This window comes from Chthonomonas sp., from assembly GCF_035294505.1.
GTDB lineage: Bacteria > Armatimonadota > Chthonomonadetes > Chthonomonadales > Chthonomonadaceae > Chthonomonas.
In genome coordinates this window covers 28749-43860 of record NZ_DATGKU010000242.1, presented here as the reverse complement: position 1 = coordinate 43860, position 15112 = coordinate 28749, and the positions used below count along the sequence as shown (strand labels likewise).

The 15112-nt window shown below is 54.4% G+C and carries 14 protein-coding genes, 1 tRNA gene and 1 other RNA gene; 9 read left to right on the top strand and 7 right to left on the bottom strand.

Annotated features, from left to right (window positions below):
* The first annotated feature begins 115 nt into the window (after positions 1-115).
* Complete coding sequence (locus VKV18_RS14605; protein WP_324204916.1) at positions 116-1483, top strand: MFS transporter; 1368 nt, start codon at positions 116-118, stop codon at positions 1481-1483.
* Here the strand turns inward: VKV18_RS14605 and VKV18_RS14600 are convergent.
* Positions 1480-3414 carry an acetylxylan esterase gene (locus VKV18_RS14600; RefSeq protein ID WP_324204915.1) on the bottom strand — a complete coding sequence of 645 codons (1935 nt, stop codon included), beginning with the start codon at positions 3412-3414 and terminating at the stop codon, positions 1480-1482. The two genes, VKV18_RS14605 and VKV18_RS14600, sit on opposite strands and share 4 nt — an antisense overlap.
* Before the next feature lie 22 nt (positions 3415-3436).
* On the bottom strand, positions 3437-5386 hold the full coding sequence (locus tag VKV18_RS14595) for a DUF6785 family protein (RefSeq protein ID WP_324204914.1): 1950 nt from the start codon (positions 5384-5386) through the stop codon (positions 3437-3439).
* Between the two features lie 194 nt (positions 5387-5580).
* On the opposite strand from VKV18_RS14595, the gene VKV18_RS14590 reads away from it, so the two are divergent.
* The 6 genes from VKV18_RS14590 to VKV18_RS14565 all read left to right on the top strand — a co-directional run bounded on the left by VKV18_RS14590 (position 5581) and on the right by VKV18_RS14565 (position 9392).
* A tRNA-Met gene (locus VKV18_RS14590) sits at positions 5581-5654 on the top strand.
* Between the two features lie 91 nt (positions 5655-5745).
* A complete protein-coding gene (locus tag VKV18_RS14585) occupies positions 5746-6603 on the top strand; it encodes an AAC(3) family N-acetyltransferase (RefSeq protein ID WP_324204913.1) in 858 nt (285 codons plus the stop codon).
* A gap of 65 nt (positions 6604-6668) precedes the next feature.
* Positions 6669-7024, top strand: an RNA gene (gene rnpB, locus VKV18_RS14580) — RNase P RNA component class A.
* Between the two features lie 163 nt (positions 7025-7187).
* Positions 7188-8342, top strand: coding sequence for a GntR family transcriptional regulator (locus VKV18_RS14575; protein WP_324204912.1), 1155 nt, complete (start codon positions 7188-7190; stop codon positions 8340-8342).
* Between the two features lie 18 nt (positions 8343-8360).
* Positions 8361-9173: a prepilin-type N-terminal cleavage/methylation domain-containing protein gene (locus VKV18_RS14570; RefSeq protein WP_324204911.1), complete on the top strand. Its 813-nt coding sequence runs from the start codon at positions 8361-8363 to the stop codon at positions 9171-9173.
* Between the two features lie 12 nt (positions 9174-9185).
* On the top strand, positions 9186-9392 hold the full coding sequence (locus VKV18_RS14565; protein ID WP_324204910.1) for a hypothetical protein: 207 nt from the start codon (positions 9186-9188) through the stop codon (positions 9390-9392).
* Positions 9393-9519: 127 nt separating this feature from the next.
* Here VKV18_RS14565 and VKV18_RS14560 read toward each other — a convergent pair whose 3' ends face one another.
* The 4 genes from VKV18_RS14560 to VKV18_RS14545 are packed head-to-tail and all read right to left on the bottom strand — an operon-like array spanning position 9520 to position 12371.
* On the bottom strand, positions 9520-10461 hold the full coding sequence (locus VKV18_RS14560) for an N-acetylglucosamine kinase (RefSeq protein WP_324204909.1): 942 nt from the start codon (positions 10459-10461) through the stop codon (positions 9520-9522).
* A 14-nt stretch (positions 10462-10475) separates the two neighbouring features.
* Positions 10476-11288 (bottom strand): ABC transporter ATP-binding protein, encoded by an 813-nt coding sequence (locus VKV18_RS14555; RefSeq protein ID WP_324204908.1) that lies wholly within the window; start codon positions 11286-11288, stop codon positions 10476-10478.
* The gene (locus VKV18_RS14550) at positions 11285-12151 is read right to left on the bottom strand and encodes an ABC transporter permease (protein ID WP_324204907.1); all 867 of its coding nucleotides are present in this window, start codon (positions 12149-12151) and stop codon (positions 11285-11287) included. Before VKV18_RS14550 ends, VKV18_RS14555 begins: the two co-directional genes overlap by 4 nt.
* Positions 12144-12371 (bottom strand): helix-turn-helix domain-containing protein, encoded by a 228-nt coding sequence (locus VKV18_RS14545; protein WP_324204906.1) that lies wholly within the window; start codon positions 12369-12371, stop codon positions 12144-12146. The genes VKV18_RS14550 and VKV18_RS14545 overlap by 8 nt, the downstream gene beginning before the upstream one ends.
* An 82-nt stretch (positions 12372-12453) precedes the next feature.
* On the opposite strand from VKV18_RS14545, the gene VKV18_RS14540 reads away from it, so the two are divergent.
* Positions 12454-13824 (top strand): hypothetical protein, encoded by a 1371-nt coding sequence (locus tag VKV18_RS14540; RefSeq protein ID WP_324204905.1) that lies wholly within the window; start codon positions 12454-12456, stop codon positions 13822-13824.
* A 128-nt stretch (positions 13825-13952) separates the two neighbouring features.
* On the opposite strand, the gene VKV18_RS15865 is transcribed toward VKV18_RS14540, so the two are convergent.
* A complete protein-coding gene (locus VKV18_RS15865) occupies positions 13953-14198 on the bottom strand; it encodes a zinc ribbon domain-containing protein (RefSeq protein WP_345786426.1) in 246 nt (81 codons plus the stop codon).
* Positions 14199-14326: 128 nt separating this feature from the next.
* Here VKV18_RS15865 and recO point away from each other — a divergent pair, with 128 nt between their 5' ends.
* Positions 14327-15091, top strand: coding sequence for a DNA repair protein RecO (gene recO / locus VKV18_RS14535; protein WP_324204904.1), 765 nt, complete (start codon positions 14327-14329; stop codon positions 15089-15091).
* Positions 15092-15112 lie beyond the last annotated feature (21 nt).

Below are 15112 nucleotides of genomic sequence, written 5' to 3'. Positions count from 1 at the left end.
CTCCCTAGCCCTCCATGAGAAACGGCAGACTTCGGCAGAATGCCACGAAATGAGGGAGTTTATCGGTAAAATAGATAGGGAGTTCAAATTGAGAAGGCAAAGCAAAACAGGGGAAATGCGGCGTTCGCCATTGCTTATTCTGGCGCTAACGCTGTTCATAGACATGCTCGGTTTCGGGCTTATCCTACCCCTCATCCCCGTCTATATCTCTCACTATGGCGGCGGCGCATGGGTAGGAGGAATGCTGCTAGGGTGCTACTCCCTTATGCAGTTTCTCACAGCCCCTCTCTGGGGCCGCCTTTCGGATCGCATCGGGCGCCGACCGGTTATTCTCATCGGGCTATGTGGCTCCGCCGGTACCTTTCTTACCTTTGGGTTAGCCCCTAACCTCTTCGTTCTCTTCCTCGCTCGCGTGGCTGCAGGTGCCCTTACCTCCGCAAGCCTCCCAACAGCTCAAGCCTATATCGCCGATGTTACCCCACCCGAAAAACGCGCCAGCGGTATGGCCGTGCTTGGTATTGCCTTCGGTCTCGGCTTCGCCTTCGGGCCGGTGGTCGGTGGCTATGCCAGCCGCATTGCCATTGGCTCCCTCTCACCCATTGCAACCCCCGCTCTGCTGGCAGCCCTCCTCTCCTTCTGCAACTTCCTGTGGGCACTTGCTATGCTGCCAGAAAGCCTCTCACTGGCCCGCCGCGAGGCGGCAACCGAGGGCACAATAGAAAAAGGCCCTCTCGCCCTTCTCCGGTCCATCTCAGCTGCATTCCACGATGCGAATATTCGCGCCCAACTTCTCGTCTTCGCCTTCGTTACCTTCGCCTTTACCGCTGTCGAGTCCTCTTTCTCTTGGCTCGTTATTCTGCGCTTCCATAGCACCCTCGAACAGATGGCCATACATACATGGCAGATCCACCATCTCGCCCAACCGTGGGCCTCTCTACCCGACATCGTGCACCGTCACCAATTCGAGAAGACGGAGGCCATCATAACGAGTCGTATCTTCCTGATCGTGGGTCTCTCGAGCCTTGTTGTGCAAGGCTTTATCGTGCGTGGCTTGGCCCACTTTATCGGCGAACACTACCTCGTTCGATTTGGCGCCATGCTTATGACCTTAACGCTAATCGGTATCGGCCTAGCACCTTCTTTATTGGGCATCTACCTCCTCAGTGTCTGCATCGCGATCGCGATGGGCGTGATGACACCATCCCTCAATGCGCTCATTACCCATGCTGCAGACCCATCGGAAATAGGAACTCTCAGCGGCGTCCAACAAGGTTTGGGCAGTCTGGCACGTATCATTGCACCCCCTATCAACAACTATCTTATTGGACTACCTAATGCGACCGGAGTCCCCTTCTTCTGCTCGGCAGTGCTTATGGCCATTGCATTCCTGCTGAGCCTTCAACTCAAACCGATGATGGCCTCTTCCAAAGGGGACAACGGCACAACAGAGGCCGCCACCATCGAAGCGTCTTCCATTCATTAACCGGCCTCTGATCCAAAACGGAGATTCTGAGCCACCCAATGAACTATCTCGTCTTCAGAAGGCTCCGTTCGTGTCCAATGCAGCGCATCCCCGTAAACTTTCGACAACTCATCGAAGTGCCCTGGATCGCAAAACCGATCGGCCTTGTTGTAAAGGAATACGGGACGGGATGAGGCTAATGCAAGGGATAGCACTACCCCTCCTAAGCGCATGATGCCGGGCAAGAATCGCGCGGTATGCTGCCAGAACGTCGGTTCCTCCATTTCCATATGTCGCGTATCTGCGACCAGAACCGTGGCGAAGGGTGCCATCAACAAGGCTTCAAGCCCCGCAGACCCCCTGCCGATAACCACGAGGCGCTCCGAGCCAAGGCGCTTCATGAGGTGTATGGAGGTTAGCAGATCGTACAAGCGCTCTTGAAGCAATGTCCGATTGTAGGTACAAAAGTAGTCCTTAGCATAGTCGCTATAACGCGCTCTCTCCTCCACTGTGCTGAGCGTCAACCGCTTCGGCAACAACACACGCAGCCCCAACTTTAAAAGTGGCAGGAGGAGTACATCATTTCTCGCAGCTTCCGTTGACCCATCAACGAGAATAGCACCCCACACACTATCCTGTAGATGAGGCTCCAACAGTAATGCTTCTAGGCGCGCCTGCCTACCGGCACGTCCGAAGGCGACGCGCAACCGACGGCCTTCTAGTTCGTCTGCGGTCTCCTTTACTTCCCACACCACATCCGCGTCCTTAGGAGAGGTGATGGCCAAAACATGTTGCCATAGCGGGAAAAACCGCTCGTGCAAGGCCGTTCTTTCCTTAAAAGCAAACCCTATGGCCTCTTGTAAGGCTTGCGCTGCTTGGCGTCGCAGTGTTGCTTTTAACTGCGCTTCCTCCATGCCGTGCGTTCTTGCCCATTGCGGAGCGCGCATATCTTCCACATGTTCCTTGGGAAACGGCTGATCGGTTGGGATCGCCCCACTCTCAAACTGCTCCGCCAAAAAGGTATAGACCTCTCGGCGAGTGGCCTCATTGAAATTGTGCCCATAGTCCAATAGCCGATACCGGAAACGCGCGGGATGACCGTAGAGGGCGTAGATGCGTGCAATAGAAGGCCCTTCCACAGTGAGCGTATCTTTGGTCCAATCCCCGGTGGCTCCAACGAGAATCTGCGGATTGGGTGCGTGAACCGCTGCGATATCAAGGTTGGAGAAATCTATCCGCAGCCCTGGTGCGTTCTCGCAGAGACAACCGCCTTGCATCGTATGAGAGACCATCACGCACGGTGCCGATACCTTTAGCCGATCATCAATGGCCGCGAGCATCATCGTCTGTGTGCCCCCTCCAGAGGCTCCTGTCATCCCGATCCGAGTAGGGTCAACATGCGACAAGGAGAGAAGAAAATCAAGCGCGCGCAGGCTGTTCCATGTTTGTAAACCGAAGAGGCTGATCCCCCACAAAGCCTCTTCGGCATCCGAGGCGAATTGATGACTTACTACAGTGGTGTCGGTATACCCTACCATATCGTAAGCAAAAGCCGTCCATCCGGCCCGCGCCATGGCAATGCCGCAAGCGACGAAAGAGGCCTCGCTCGTATCGGTTAAGCGTCCCGATACCCAATGTCCATGGGCAATGAGGACGCCCGGCTGCGGTACCTCCGGCAATGGCAATGGCCGATAGAGATTACCGTAGAGCCAAAAACCCGGCAATGTCTCTATCGCAACGGTCTCAATAGAGTAGCCGTCACGTTCAAGACGCCGAAATATCTGCGGATGCAGGGGCGTACGCTGGGGCATGGGAGAAAGCCCGGCGACCGTTAAAATACGCTGACGTACAAAGAGGCGCCACTTCTGCCACTCCTCTAAAGTCGTTGGTATGGCCAGCTCTCGTGGCGTATTGGTCGTCACCACCGGGCTGAATAGACGTGTGTCTTGCATAGGCGGTTTTGCTCGGTTCCTCTCAATTCGGAAAGCATCGGTACATGCTCATGTGAAATGCCACACCGGCCAGCGACCATAAACAGGCTATCACATAGTCGCCCAGAATAAGCCCGATGAAGAAGGGAAGCGCCCTACGATACGATTGCATCCCCCCATAACGCAGTATCAGCACCTTTGCCAGCCACCCTACGAGGAACGGACACCAAAGCAGGTCGGTGATAAAGGTGTTGCCGATAGCATAGCCTGCCGGATGAAACGGCCACCATGTGAACTGAGAGCGCGTGTAGAACAGCAGGAAGGTAATAAGCGCCCCGGCTACCATCCCTTCGATTCCCGGCCAGTCGGGGTAGTGCTGAAGCGATTGCTGGTGCGCTTGCGCCAGGTTCCAGGGTATTTGTCCCATCTGAATGCGCCACGGGTTTACGTGGGCTGTTGCTGCACCGTAGGTATAGTAGAGCTGTAACGAAGCCCAACAGGCCACAAAATACCCTACGAGCATGCAGAGAAACATAGCCCAAGTGAGGCGGCGCGCCGAGCTTCTACCGGCATAGGCCATTCGATAGCCCTCAAAAAGATGCGGCACAGTCATAGAACGATAGTCTAGGTTGTACCACTCATGGAAGGCCAAGGTGCTGACAGAAGCTGGAGACAGAGTCGCCGGTCCAACCCAATTTGCAACCACCTCCTGGGCGGGAATAAATGGCCCGAAATGCCAGGCCGTGCCAGCATCTACCCGAATGCGTGTAAGTGCCAAAAGGTAAGCAATGACTACGAGGAGCATCACCAACACAAGTGTAATGGGCATTCCACCTATCCCAATCAGATAGACCATTCCACCAAACGACACAAGGGCGCCCCACACAGCCCAACGTAACGAGGCCGCCTCCTTGTCATGGCAGCCACGAAACCGGAACGCGGCCGCCCCATAGCGCTTTAATTCTCGACGTGCCAGCCACAACACCATGATCGCCATGGCTATCCAAGCGCCAACCCCTTGTTCAGGCGAATAAGGAATTCGATTCACCACCGGACTGCTCTGGGGGCTACGCCAACCCATTGCGGTGCAAAAAACATCAAGCCCCTTCCGCACAAGATAGAAAAACCAGCATGAGAAGGACACATCTGCCGGTAGAAGATAGGCCAACCCAATGGTGTTGGGGTGAAAAGCGAGCGGGAAATAGCCTAAAGCGTTCCACGGCGGTGTCGTAAACAGGGGACCAAGGTCTAGTGGTCCGTTGATGGTCGGCTTTACCGGAATGTAGGGCACTGAAGGAAATAGATAGTTGAGGCTATTGATGGTCTGAAGTACCACAGGAATGAGAAACCCTATCAGCAATCCACGTTGCCGCAGGAATCCAAAGAAACCGTCAGGATAGAGAGTCATCTCCATAGGTAGCACGATGATAGGATAGCTCAACCGTTCTTGCTCGATCCATTGGCGTCGCAACAGCAACGCTACACAAAGGAAGAAACCGAGCAAGACCATGAAGAAGAGACCCCAGTAGAGCACAGGCGCCAACCAAGCCTGAAGGTGCTCCCATGTATAAAGAGTGCTGTTGCCTAAATAGAATGCACGAATGGCCTGAGGATCATGCGGTGCCCAGAACCAAGGAGCCGGATTGGCAAGCTTGGCCCAATGGTTTGTTGCATTGTTGTAATAGAAAGGGTTTGCCAAGGCCGGCATCATAAAACCAACCATCCCAATGCCGGCCAACGATGAGCCTACCGCCGTTAAAGTATAGATAATAGCCAGCTCCGGCCCAGACAGCAGGTTCTTACCAAAATAGCGTGCTATTAGGGCGTTTCCAAAACACAACAGAAAAAGGAGAAAGATCACACCCATGGGCAGAGAAGTTGAGGTGATTTCGGTGACCTGCGTTCGCATTTCCGAGTAGACGATCCACCACACACTAAGAAAAATAAGGCCTATCGCCATCCCGACGGCCTTGGCGCTGACACCCTCATTCACTGGCTTCGCTCGGTTCCTCATAAAACGTAAAGTAGAAACCTCCTTCATCAACGATACTTTGTTCGCCAAAACTCTCTCTTTCTCCTGTTCGCCCTCTTCGTGATGCGCAGCCCGAACAACCTTTTCGCCTTGAAAAACGTGGCCATCTCATGGTAAAATAGGGATAACTAGGAAATGTAGGGTTGCCTCAGTACGGCGGAGTAGCTCAGCTGGTTAGAGCATTCGGTTCATACCCGAAGTGTCGGGGGTTCGAGTCCCTCCTCCGCTATCGGTACTATCGGGTTGGAAGCTCCAACCCGTTTTTGCTTTTTGATGCTTCTGGTGTTTATGAGGGGGTTGTAAAACGAGAGGAGCTTCGCATGTCCAGCGCGCAAAGCTTAGTCATCGATCTCCAAAAACTTGGGCTGCGTTCTGGGATGACTTTGCTGGTGCTTTCCACATGGCCATCCTCTGCATCCTCTTCTCCTCAAACCCTCCTTGACGCACTGCTAGAGGTACTCGGCCCCATCGGAACGCTTATGGTACCGACTTTTACCTATACTTCTGTAGACTCTCCACCACAGCCCCCAATGTTAGTCGAGAACGCGCTCCAGCGTTCGTCCGTCTCCGTTTTTCGCATTCGCTCTACACCCGCCAACTCCCAGCTCGTAGGCCCCCTACCGGAGCTTGTTCGCAATCGCCCCAAAGCTAAACGAAGCCGTCATCCGGTTTTCTCCTTTACCGCAATCGGCCCCAACGCCGCTCTCCTAACCCATGCGGCCCCCTTTCACTTTCCTTTTGGTTCTGAAAGCCCACTTGCCCACCTCCATCGTCTTAATGGCGAGCTGCTGCTTCTAAACACAGACCAACGGTCTAACCTGCTGCTTCATCTGGCAGAGGTTTGGGCGGAAGTACCCTATCTCCTTTCTACCCTCCGTGTAAAAGTCGGCCCTGAGCGCTGGCGAACCATGCGCGGTAAGCCTGGTTGCTCGGAAGGGTTTGTCAAAATCGAGCCGCTGCTTCGCCAGGCTCGCCTTATTCGCTACGGCACGATCGGCTCCCTGCCCGCACAACGGATGAATGCACGCGCCGTGGTCTCAATGGCTGTGGCCCTTTTGAAAGGGGCGCCGGACGCCCTTCTATGCGACTCGCCAACCTGTACATTTTGTCAACTCGCCCGCCGCAGCACCCAAAAACCCCAGCCTTTGCCGTCTCGTTCTCACCTTGAACCTTTTTAGAGACATAGCACCCCAGCAGACTTAGGAACCTCTTATCGCACATCACGGTAAAATGGAAAATGGATGCAGAGGGCCGGGTGGCCGCTGCAGCCACGCTGCGTGCGTGTGCTGCAGAGGAAAGTCCGGGCTCCATAGGGCACGATGCCGGATAACATCCGGGCGGGGCGACCCGACGGAAAGTGCCACAGAAAACACACAGCCGTGGCCGTTTGGCTGCGGTAACGGTGAAAAGGTGCGGTAAGAGCGCACCGGCGGTGTGGTAACACACCGGCCTGGCAAACCCCATCGGGAGCAAGATCAAAGGGAGGGGATGAGGCGGCCCGCGGACCCTCCCGGTGGATCGCTAGAGGCGTCGGGTAACCGACTCCCCAGAGAGATGGCCACACAAAGACAGAACCCGGCTTATAGGCCCTCTGCTTCTCACGAACCGTCCCACATTGCAACCCCTAAGCACTCTGTTCCCTCAGTCAGATTCCCCCTTATCGAACCACTTGCATCCGGCCTTGACAGTTGTACCTTTTTATGCTATACTTATTACATAGCAGTCATAGCACAACAAGGTTCGGTGAGGAAATTACAAACCGGTGGTTACCCTACACCTTGACCCTCTCGATTCGCGACCACTCTATCTGCAAATCGTCGAGCAGATCGAGGAGGCTGTCCGTACAAATCGGCTGACGGATGGGCAACCGATATGGTCTGCCCGTAAAATCGCGTCGCACTACCACATCTCCTATCAAACGGCCGAACGAGCGCTCTCCGAATTGGCACGCCGCGGTCTTGTTAGGCGCTCTGTGGCTACCGGTACCGTTATCTGCAGCACCGCGCCAGCTCCCCTAACCCCCCCAGCCGTTCGCCACCATGTCATAGCGCTTATCTCCTGCTGGGAGGTCTGGGGCACTCGCCCTACCCATACCATCGCCGAAATGCAAATATCTCAGGCGGCAGCACAAGAACTTGCTTCCGGTCTATGGGGGCTGGTTTGGGCTTATCCCGGCAGCGGCGATACCCCCAAGGGCTTCTCGGTTGCCGACTTCGCCAAATGGTGCCATCGCGTGAAGTTTGATGGTGCTTTAGTCTTTGGGCATATGCCGGAAAGGGGTCTCGAATGGCTCCATAATCAAGGCTATCCCGTCGTTGTGGTGGATGCTGAACCTGCCGGGCCCTACCCACGAGTGGTGCATGACAATTACGGGGGCATGCGCTCCGCGATTGAACATCTTCTCGCTCTAGGACACCGCCGAATCGCCTTCCTGCGTGGAGATCGGCCCTACCACTATCTTGTCCGGCAACAGGCTTATGAAGATACGCTCCGAAATGCCGGTATCGAGCCTGACCCCGAACTGATCCTCTCCATTCGTCGCCCTAAGCCGCGTGTGGAAGATGCCCTGAAGCTTTGGCTCTCCCTTCCTCCCTCCAGAAGGCCTACCGCTTTAGCGGCCGGCTCCGATATTCTCGCTGCGTTCGTCGCTCAAGAGGCGCAGAAACAGGGTCTCCGAATCCCCGACGATCTGTCCCTAACAGGCTATGATGATGAACCTTTTGCCGCCGCAATCCATCCCCCTCTCACCACACTGCGCGTCTCGTGGGAAGAGATGGGTAAAAGCGGCGCACGTCTCTTGCTGGCACTTCTAGAAAACCCTTCAGTCACAAAGGAGGAAGACCAAATAGTCCCTAAACGCATCGTCATTCCATCACAGCTCGTGGTGCGCCATTCAACGGCGCCCCCGTTCCTATAAATCTCAAGAAAGGATATAATGATGAAACGTTCTGACCGTGCTTTTACTCTCATAGAATTGCTTGTTGTTATCGCGATTATTGCGATTTTGGCAGCAATTCTGTTTCCCGTCTTCGCGCAAGCTCGCGAATCGGCACGCAAAATCACCTGCCTCTCCAATGAAAAACAGCTTGCCATGGGACTTATCATGTACGTGCAAGACTACGACGGCATGATGTGCCCCAACGAAACGACGGACTCGCAAGGGCTGTGGGCAGGATGGATGGATCTCACCAAGCCCTACGTAAAAAACAAGGATATCTGGTGGTGCCCCGATCTGCCCAAACCAACCAACGATCCCGCTTGGCAAGGCTGGTTCGGAGGAGATGAAGAGTATGCCGATTGGACGATCCATGTGGGTATCAACGCATGGGGAGCGACCGGCTACTTCGATTACAGTGTCAACCCGACTGTCTTTCGCCTTCGCCTGATGGATGCAATAGACAAACCGTCTCAGCGCGCCTATCTTTGCGACACGCTCTCAGTCCCAGCATGGGGCTATAGCCGCGATGTCTATCGCTCTATCGGTAGCGGCTCCTGGAGCTTCTTTAACGCCTACTCCTGGAGCATAGACCCCAACGTCTCGCCAGGCAACGATTGGAACGCTATTGACCCCAGACACCCGTTGGCGAAACAGGTCAACGGAGTTCCGGTGCCCGGTCAAGGCGGTGGCTATAACACGGTCTTCGTGGATGGACATGCGAAATACACACCCTATGGTTCCGAGCAGTCTCTAAACGGCCAAGGCGGCTACGATGTAGATTACTGGGGGCCCTGGTGGGCGAACAATTAAAGAGGAGGCGCTATGCGACGAGAGATAAGCCCACAAATGGCCACAATCTTCATTGTGATTACCATCCTCGTCATTGCTGGGGTGTACTATGTGTTCTTTAACCCATTTCGCCATATACCAAGCCCGCACCCCAACAGCAATGCGCATCCTGCCGGCCCAATGATACCGCCACCTCTTCCTCCAAACCTCATTCGGCACGGCCCCATTAGCTCCCACTAGGCGGTCGTTATTGGTCTTGAATCACACGTGGTGGATAGGCAAATTGCCTATCCACCGCTTCTCTTGAACAGGTTAAACCACGCGATCAGTCACCAGCCCTCGGCAGCGCCCGGACGGCGCCCATTTCCTACACCGTCTCCATTGCCAATAATGCGGCACCATAGGCGGCGTCGGCATGAGGAGTTCCAATAAGAAAGCGCCCGCCTGAGGCCGCATCATCGCTCTCTCCTTCCAAAGGCCACGATGGCTGAATGAACTCCGAACGGAAAAACGGCCCGATATTCCACAAGCCACCCAACATGTAAACGGGCACATCCCTAGGCAACCAAAGCTTATGCCGAACCTGTCGCACCGAATGACGTAAACAGCGAGCCATCTTTGCCACCAAATCTCTTGCCGCCCTATCTCCCTCTTCCGCCAACCCTCCTACTACCGGCGCCAGTTCGGCTACTTTTGCCGGCACAAAATCGCCGTATAACCACCGGACGATCTCGCTCTGTGATTGTGCCCCGGTAAACTCCAAAACGGCTGCCGCCAACCGATCTATATTTCCTTCTTTCATTCGGTCTAGCGTATAACGCAATGCATGAAGCCCTAAATTAAAGCCGCTTCCCCGATCCCCAAGCAGATATCCAAGCCCATCTTCACGGTAGCTCTCACCTTCTGCATTTCGCCCGTAAGCCACAGCCCCGGTACCGGCGATCACCACAATTCCCGGCTCGCCCAACGTTGCCCCCCAATAGGCGGCCACATAGTCTGGCTCCATGCGATACCTGTCAGCCCTTACAAGCCCTTTCAATAGCTCCAAAAACCGCTGTCGCTTCTCCTCATCGGAATACCCTGCCATTGCAGCACAAACACCGCCAAAATGGGTATTGGCGATCTCTAAACCGGCTACAGCACAGGCCTGGCCTATCGCCTCCAACACAGAACGGCGCAACACCGGCTCGGCAGTAACCGCAATGTTGCCCGGCCCCCCTGTCCCCTCACCGATAACAACTCTTGCATCGGTGATGATGGTTACCGCCGTTTTCGTGCCCCCACCATCAATGCCTAGGTATAGACGCATCCTCTCACCTGCTGTCATGAACCTGCCTGCGTGGCGCTGTAGAGACGATAGGCCTCTAAAACCGTCTTCACCTCACCGTCCATATGAATCTGCCCATCCATAAGCCATATTACCCGCTGAGCTACCCGCTCCACCTTCGCAAGGTCATGCGACACAAACAGTATCGTCTTACCTTGACGCTGCAGCTCCTCTACCTTCCGATAACATTTGGTCTGAAAGGCCTCATCTCCAACCGCTAATACCTCGTCAATTAACAGAATATCCGGATCGGTATGGATCGCGATGGCAAACCCCAATCTTAGCCTCGCTCCATCGTTCCAGTTGCGCACCGCTGTCCGAACCTTATCGCCTAGCTCCGCAAACTCGACAATACGGTCGAACTTCTGGCGCATTTCACGGGCCGACATGCCTAAAATAGCTCCGTAAAACTCGATGTTCTCCTCGCCGGTCAGGTCTATATGAAACCCCGCCCCTAACTCCAGCAGAGGTGCGATGCGCGCCGCCCCTCCATCAGCTCCATAAAGACGGATCTCTCCCGATGTCTTCCTATAAACCCGCGCTAAAAGCCCCATCAACGTGGATTTGCCCGAACCGTTGCGCCCGATGATCGCCACGGTCTGCCCATGGGGCACACAGAACGATACGTCACTTAGCGCCGTGAAACGTTTTAACGTCGGCTCCGACCCATCAAACAGACTGATCAATCGCCGCTTGACCGATGTCCTATAACGAACTCGAAACTCTTTCGTTAAATGGGATACAACCACAGCATACTGTTTTCCCTCTTCGACCTCATCGAGGCCCGTAACTGCAATCGTCTCTGTCATGGCCGCTCCACAAAAAGCCACTTGCGCCGGTTGAAATAAGCATACCCTGCCCACGCGATGAGAAATGAAAGCAAACACGCCCCGAACCAAAGCGTCCAGTCAAACGGAAGAGGTTTTGCTCCCTTTAACGAGGCGTTGAACGCTGAGGGGCTTATGGGCTGTAAGAGCATGTGCCGGTAAGCCGTGATAATGGCCGCTATCGGATCGAGGAGGTAGACCCGATAGAGCCATGGATGCGCGCGAATGAGATGCGATGTGTAGTATATCTGATCGGCAGGATAGAGCACAGGTAATAGAAAGAAACCGAGTTGAAATACGGTTTGAACGATGAACTTGACGTCCTCGTAAAAAACGTTCAGCGATGCCACAACAAGCGCACACCCGATCACTAACAACAGTTCTATCACCGTAATGAAGGGAAACCACACCATGCTTCCAAGCAGCGGTGTCCCTAAACCGAAGAGGGGAGCAATGCCTAAAAAAACGATGAAATAGAGCGCCCAGCTCAATAAAAAGTGCACGAAGTTGCTTAGAACGCTCGCCAGCGGAATGACCTCACGCGGTAAATAGACCTTCCGAATGATCGGATAGTTGATCAGGAGGGACTGGCTCGCATCCAAAATGGCCGTTGAGAAGAAAGTCCATGGAATGATGCCCGTTAGCAAATAGGCGCTGTAGTTTGGAGCGCGCACCCCAACCACATTCCGAAAGAGAAAGGTATAGACAAACACCTGTAGTAAAAGCGGAATACCAGACCATAGAAAGCCAAGCACCGAGTTTTTGTAGCGCACCTTCAACTCGCGCCGAACGAGCATGTAGAGTAGATAACGGTAGCGCCAAAGCTCTCTAAGTTCTTCAAGCATCTTTTATGGTTTTGCCCGATTCCGTGAGGCGAGCGCCCAAGACGGCAGGCTCCAACAGGCCGAGAAGCTCTTCCCGTGGGATAAGTATCTTGCGTCCGCCAGCCACACGAAAGGCTTTTATCCTCCCTTGTCGTATATAAGATCGAATGCTCGCAGGGGTCAGTTGAAGATAGTCTGCTGCTTGGGCAACCGTATAAAGCTCTCTCTCTTCAGTAGACATATATCACGATCCTTAAAACAAGTTTCGAGATAAAACGTCCCATTCGCTATTAAGTACTCCTCGATTAAGGTAAAGTATACGAATGCGGAGTAGAGTTGTCAATAGGCAGACGGCTATGCGAGGTGGAAGTGCCGCCGGCTTCATCGGGCTGATGTTGTTAGCCCTGCCCATAAAAGCCATCCCACCGTCCTCGTTGCTGTCTACAGCCCGCCAAATCGTGGTGATCGGACCTACAGCTCCCGCCCTACCACAGGATGTTCAGAAGGAGCTTGATCACCAAAAGCAGCTCCTCGCCGACTCTATCGGTATTCGTCTACCAAATACACCCCATAAAGACGACTCGCTCGTTCGCAATCTCCCACTCTTCGGCACTCCGAAACCGGCCCCCTTAGACAAACTGCCTTCCTCTCTGCAAGTGCCGATGGCACAGGCGCTTTTGGACGATGGGTTTCGGATGCTGCTGAAACAACGATTCGCCATTGCAACCCCATCATCGAGCCTTGTCGAACAAGAGGCCAAGACGCTAGGCATCAAGCTTACTTGGCCTCTCAACCCGGTTCAAATTCGTACGCTCTGCCTGGCGTTGCATACGAACTATGCCCTCCTGCTTCATGTCAACGATCTAAAAATCCAGGATGGCAGTTTCCGTATCGTCATCCTACATGCCACCCTCCATGTGCTCTCTGTCTCATCTCCATCCGAAACCTCATTTGGCCCCATGCCGATTGTTGGGTCGGCACAGATCGCCCATGTCTTCCTCCATTCTAACTACGAACTTACTCAGCCTGATGCCATCCGCCTTGCGGCGCTGCAGGCCGCCCAAATGGGCATTCATGCCTTAGAAACCGGCCAGACCTCGCCATTCGCTTCTCCCTCTGTACACTTGGCCATCTTGCCTATACCGGCACCAAAGGCAGCAGATGCTATCCTTTTTAAGTCCTCCGGTCATGTGTTTCTCATAGGTGCCCAAAACCTCCCAACCGATCGTAGCAATCTGCTCTCCATAAATCTTTTGCCGCTCTCAACCCATCAAATCTATACACCTACTGCTACCGACAAAGCCTTGCAAGGGCTTCACTTGTCCCCCTTTGCTCTTTGGCACGATGAAACACCGAATATCCAACGGCTACAAACTGTCGCAAAACGGATGAAAGCAGATTATCTTCTGTGCTTTCGAATAACCGACCTGGAACTGCGCAGTTGGACAGATCACGGAGCAACGACCGTCGCTTCTGACCCCCAACTTGAAGGCAGCGCTGAAGCTGTAGGGTATCTTATAGATAGTAATAGTGGGCAAGTTCTTTGGCACCATCGTACCGCGGACACCATGCGTGTATCGGCGCCTATAACCGACCAACAAGCAGTGCAAACCGTTTTAAGGGATGCTATGCGGTTTGCACTCAGCGATCTCTCTGTATCGCTTCATCACTATCTCAACTCGTTCACTCAGTAAACTACCGCACACCTAAAGGCAGCGACTTTGCTCTGGCGCGACAGACGAATCTGTCTCCGAGCAGTACGGCCGGTTTACAGCGACCCGACGGGCCCTATTGCCCGCCGCAATCCCATCTGCCAGGAATGTCACCTCGAAAGCGAAGCAGAGAGGCCTTCGAAGCCGCAGGAGGTGCACGCAAACGAAGACTGCGTTCCACGGTTCTCTTTCGCACAATGCCCACAGTTCGGACAGGTGCGAGAGGTATTACGAGGGTCAACATAGTGGACAGGAACCCCTTTCAACGCAGCCTTATAGGCGGTCTCAAGGGTGCGTCGGAGTGCCTCAGCTTGTTGCGGTGTGGGCAGCAGTTTGTGTTGGACGGTCAGTCGCATTCAAGTGACCCTTTTCGCGTATACATCAGTATATCCAATTATTCGCTAACTATCAACAGAGAAAGGAGGGGGCGCTTCCTCGGTCGCCTTCAGGCGACATTCTCCGCGCCGAAACGTTTGAGGAACCTATGCCAACCTATACCGCACAAGCCCTTGTGCTCCATCGCCGAAGTTTAGGAGAGCACGATCGCGTCCTCACCCTTTTTACTAAAGAACACGGAAAAATATCGGCTATTGCGAAAGGTTCGCAGCGCGCCACCAGTCGCCTCGTCGGCGCAACGGAGCCGTTCACCCACCTCCGCCTCCTGCTCGCCACCGGCCGCAATCTCGACATCATTACCCAATGCGAGATCGTCAACGCCTTTCCGGCTTTACGCACAGATATCGAACGCCTCTCCCGCGCCGCCTATATTTGTGACCTACTCGACGTCTTCTCCCACGACCACGATGCAACTTCGAGCGAAGCGGTGTTCGACCTCACCTGCGCTGCCCTGCTGCTCCTAACACAACCCTCCGAGTGGCTCGACTCCATTATCCACGCCTACGACATTCGCCTCTTGGAGGTTTTAGGCTACGCCCCCGCCATCGAATACTGCGCGCACTGCGGAGAACCGCTTCAGGAGCCCCCTTTCGGGTTTAGTCCGGCTGCCGGTGGGGCACTCTGTAAGCGTTGTCACCACACTTTTCTAGATGCCTTCCCTTTGCCCGCCGATGCCCTCACTGCGCTGCAAACGCTGCGAACAGCCTCACCGGAGGCGCTGCTTCACTATTCGCCGCCCAAAGCTGTCCTACCTTATATCGAACGCGCTCTCAGAAGCTTCATTCGCTTTCGTGCCGAGCGGCCTCTTCGCACCGTTGAGTTTCTCGACTCCCTACGTGCTGCCGTGAATTAAGTCGTATCCAGGCGAAAATAG

What these genes read in the sequence shown, in the direction of transcription:
- VKV18_RS14605 (WP_324204916.1), top strand. Translation starts at nt 116, where the DNA reads ATGCGGCGTTCGCCATTGCTTATTCTGGCGCTAACGCTGTTCATAGAC.
- VKV18_RS14600 (WP_324204915.1), bottom strand. Translation starts at nt 3,414, where the DNA reads ATGCAAGACACACGTCTATTCAGCCCGGTGGTGACGACCAATACGCCA.
- VKV18_RS14585 (WP_324204913.1), top strand. Translation starts at nt 5,746, where the DNA reads ATGTCCAGCGCGCAAAGCTTAGTCATCGATCTCCAAAAACTTGGGCTG.
- VKV18_RS14570 (WP_324204911.1), top strand. Translation starts at nt 8,361, where the DNA reads ATGATGAAACGTTCTGACCGTGCTTTTACTCTCATAGAATTGCTTGTT.
- VKV18_RS14565 (WP_324204910.1), top strand. Translation starts at nt 9,186, where the DNA reads ATGCGACGAGAGATAAGCCCACAAATGGCCACAATCTTCATTGTGATT.
- VKV18_RS14560 (WP_324204909.1), bottom strand. Translation starts at nt 10,461, where the DNA reads ATGCGTCTATACCTAGGCATTGATGGTGGGGGCACGAAAACGGCGGTA.
- VKV18_RS14555 (WP_324204908.1), bottom strand. Translation starts at nt 11,288, where the DNA reads ATGACAGAGACGATTGCAGTTACGGGCCTCGATGAGGTCGAAGAGGGA.
- VKV18_RS14550 (WP_324204907.1), bottom strand. Translation starts at nt 12,151, where the DNA reads ATGCTTGAAGAACTTAGAGAGCTTTGGCGCTACCGTTATCTACTCTAC.
- VKV18_RS14545 (WP_324204906.1), bottom strand. Translation starts at nt 12,371, where the DNA reads ATGTCTACTGAAGAGAGAGAGCTTTATACGGTTGCCCAAGCAGCAGAC.
- VKV18_RS14540 (WP_324204905.1), top strand. Translation starts at nt 12,454, where the DNA reads ATGCGGAGTAGAGTTGTCAATAGGCAGACGGCTATGCGAGGTGGAAGT.
- VKV18_RS15865 (WP_345786426.1), bottom strand. Translation starts at nt 14,198, where the DNA reads ATGCGACTGACCGTCCAACACAAACTGCTGCCCACACCGCAACAAGCT.
- recO (WP_324204904.1), top strand. Translation starts at nt 14,327, where the DNA reads ATGCCAACCTATACCGCACAAGCCCTTGTGCTCCATCGCCGAAGTTTA.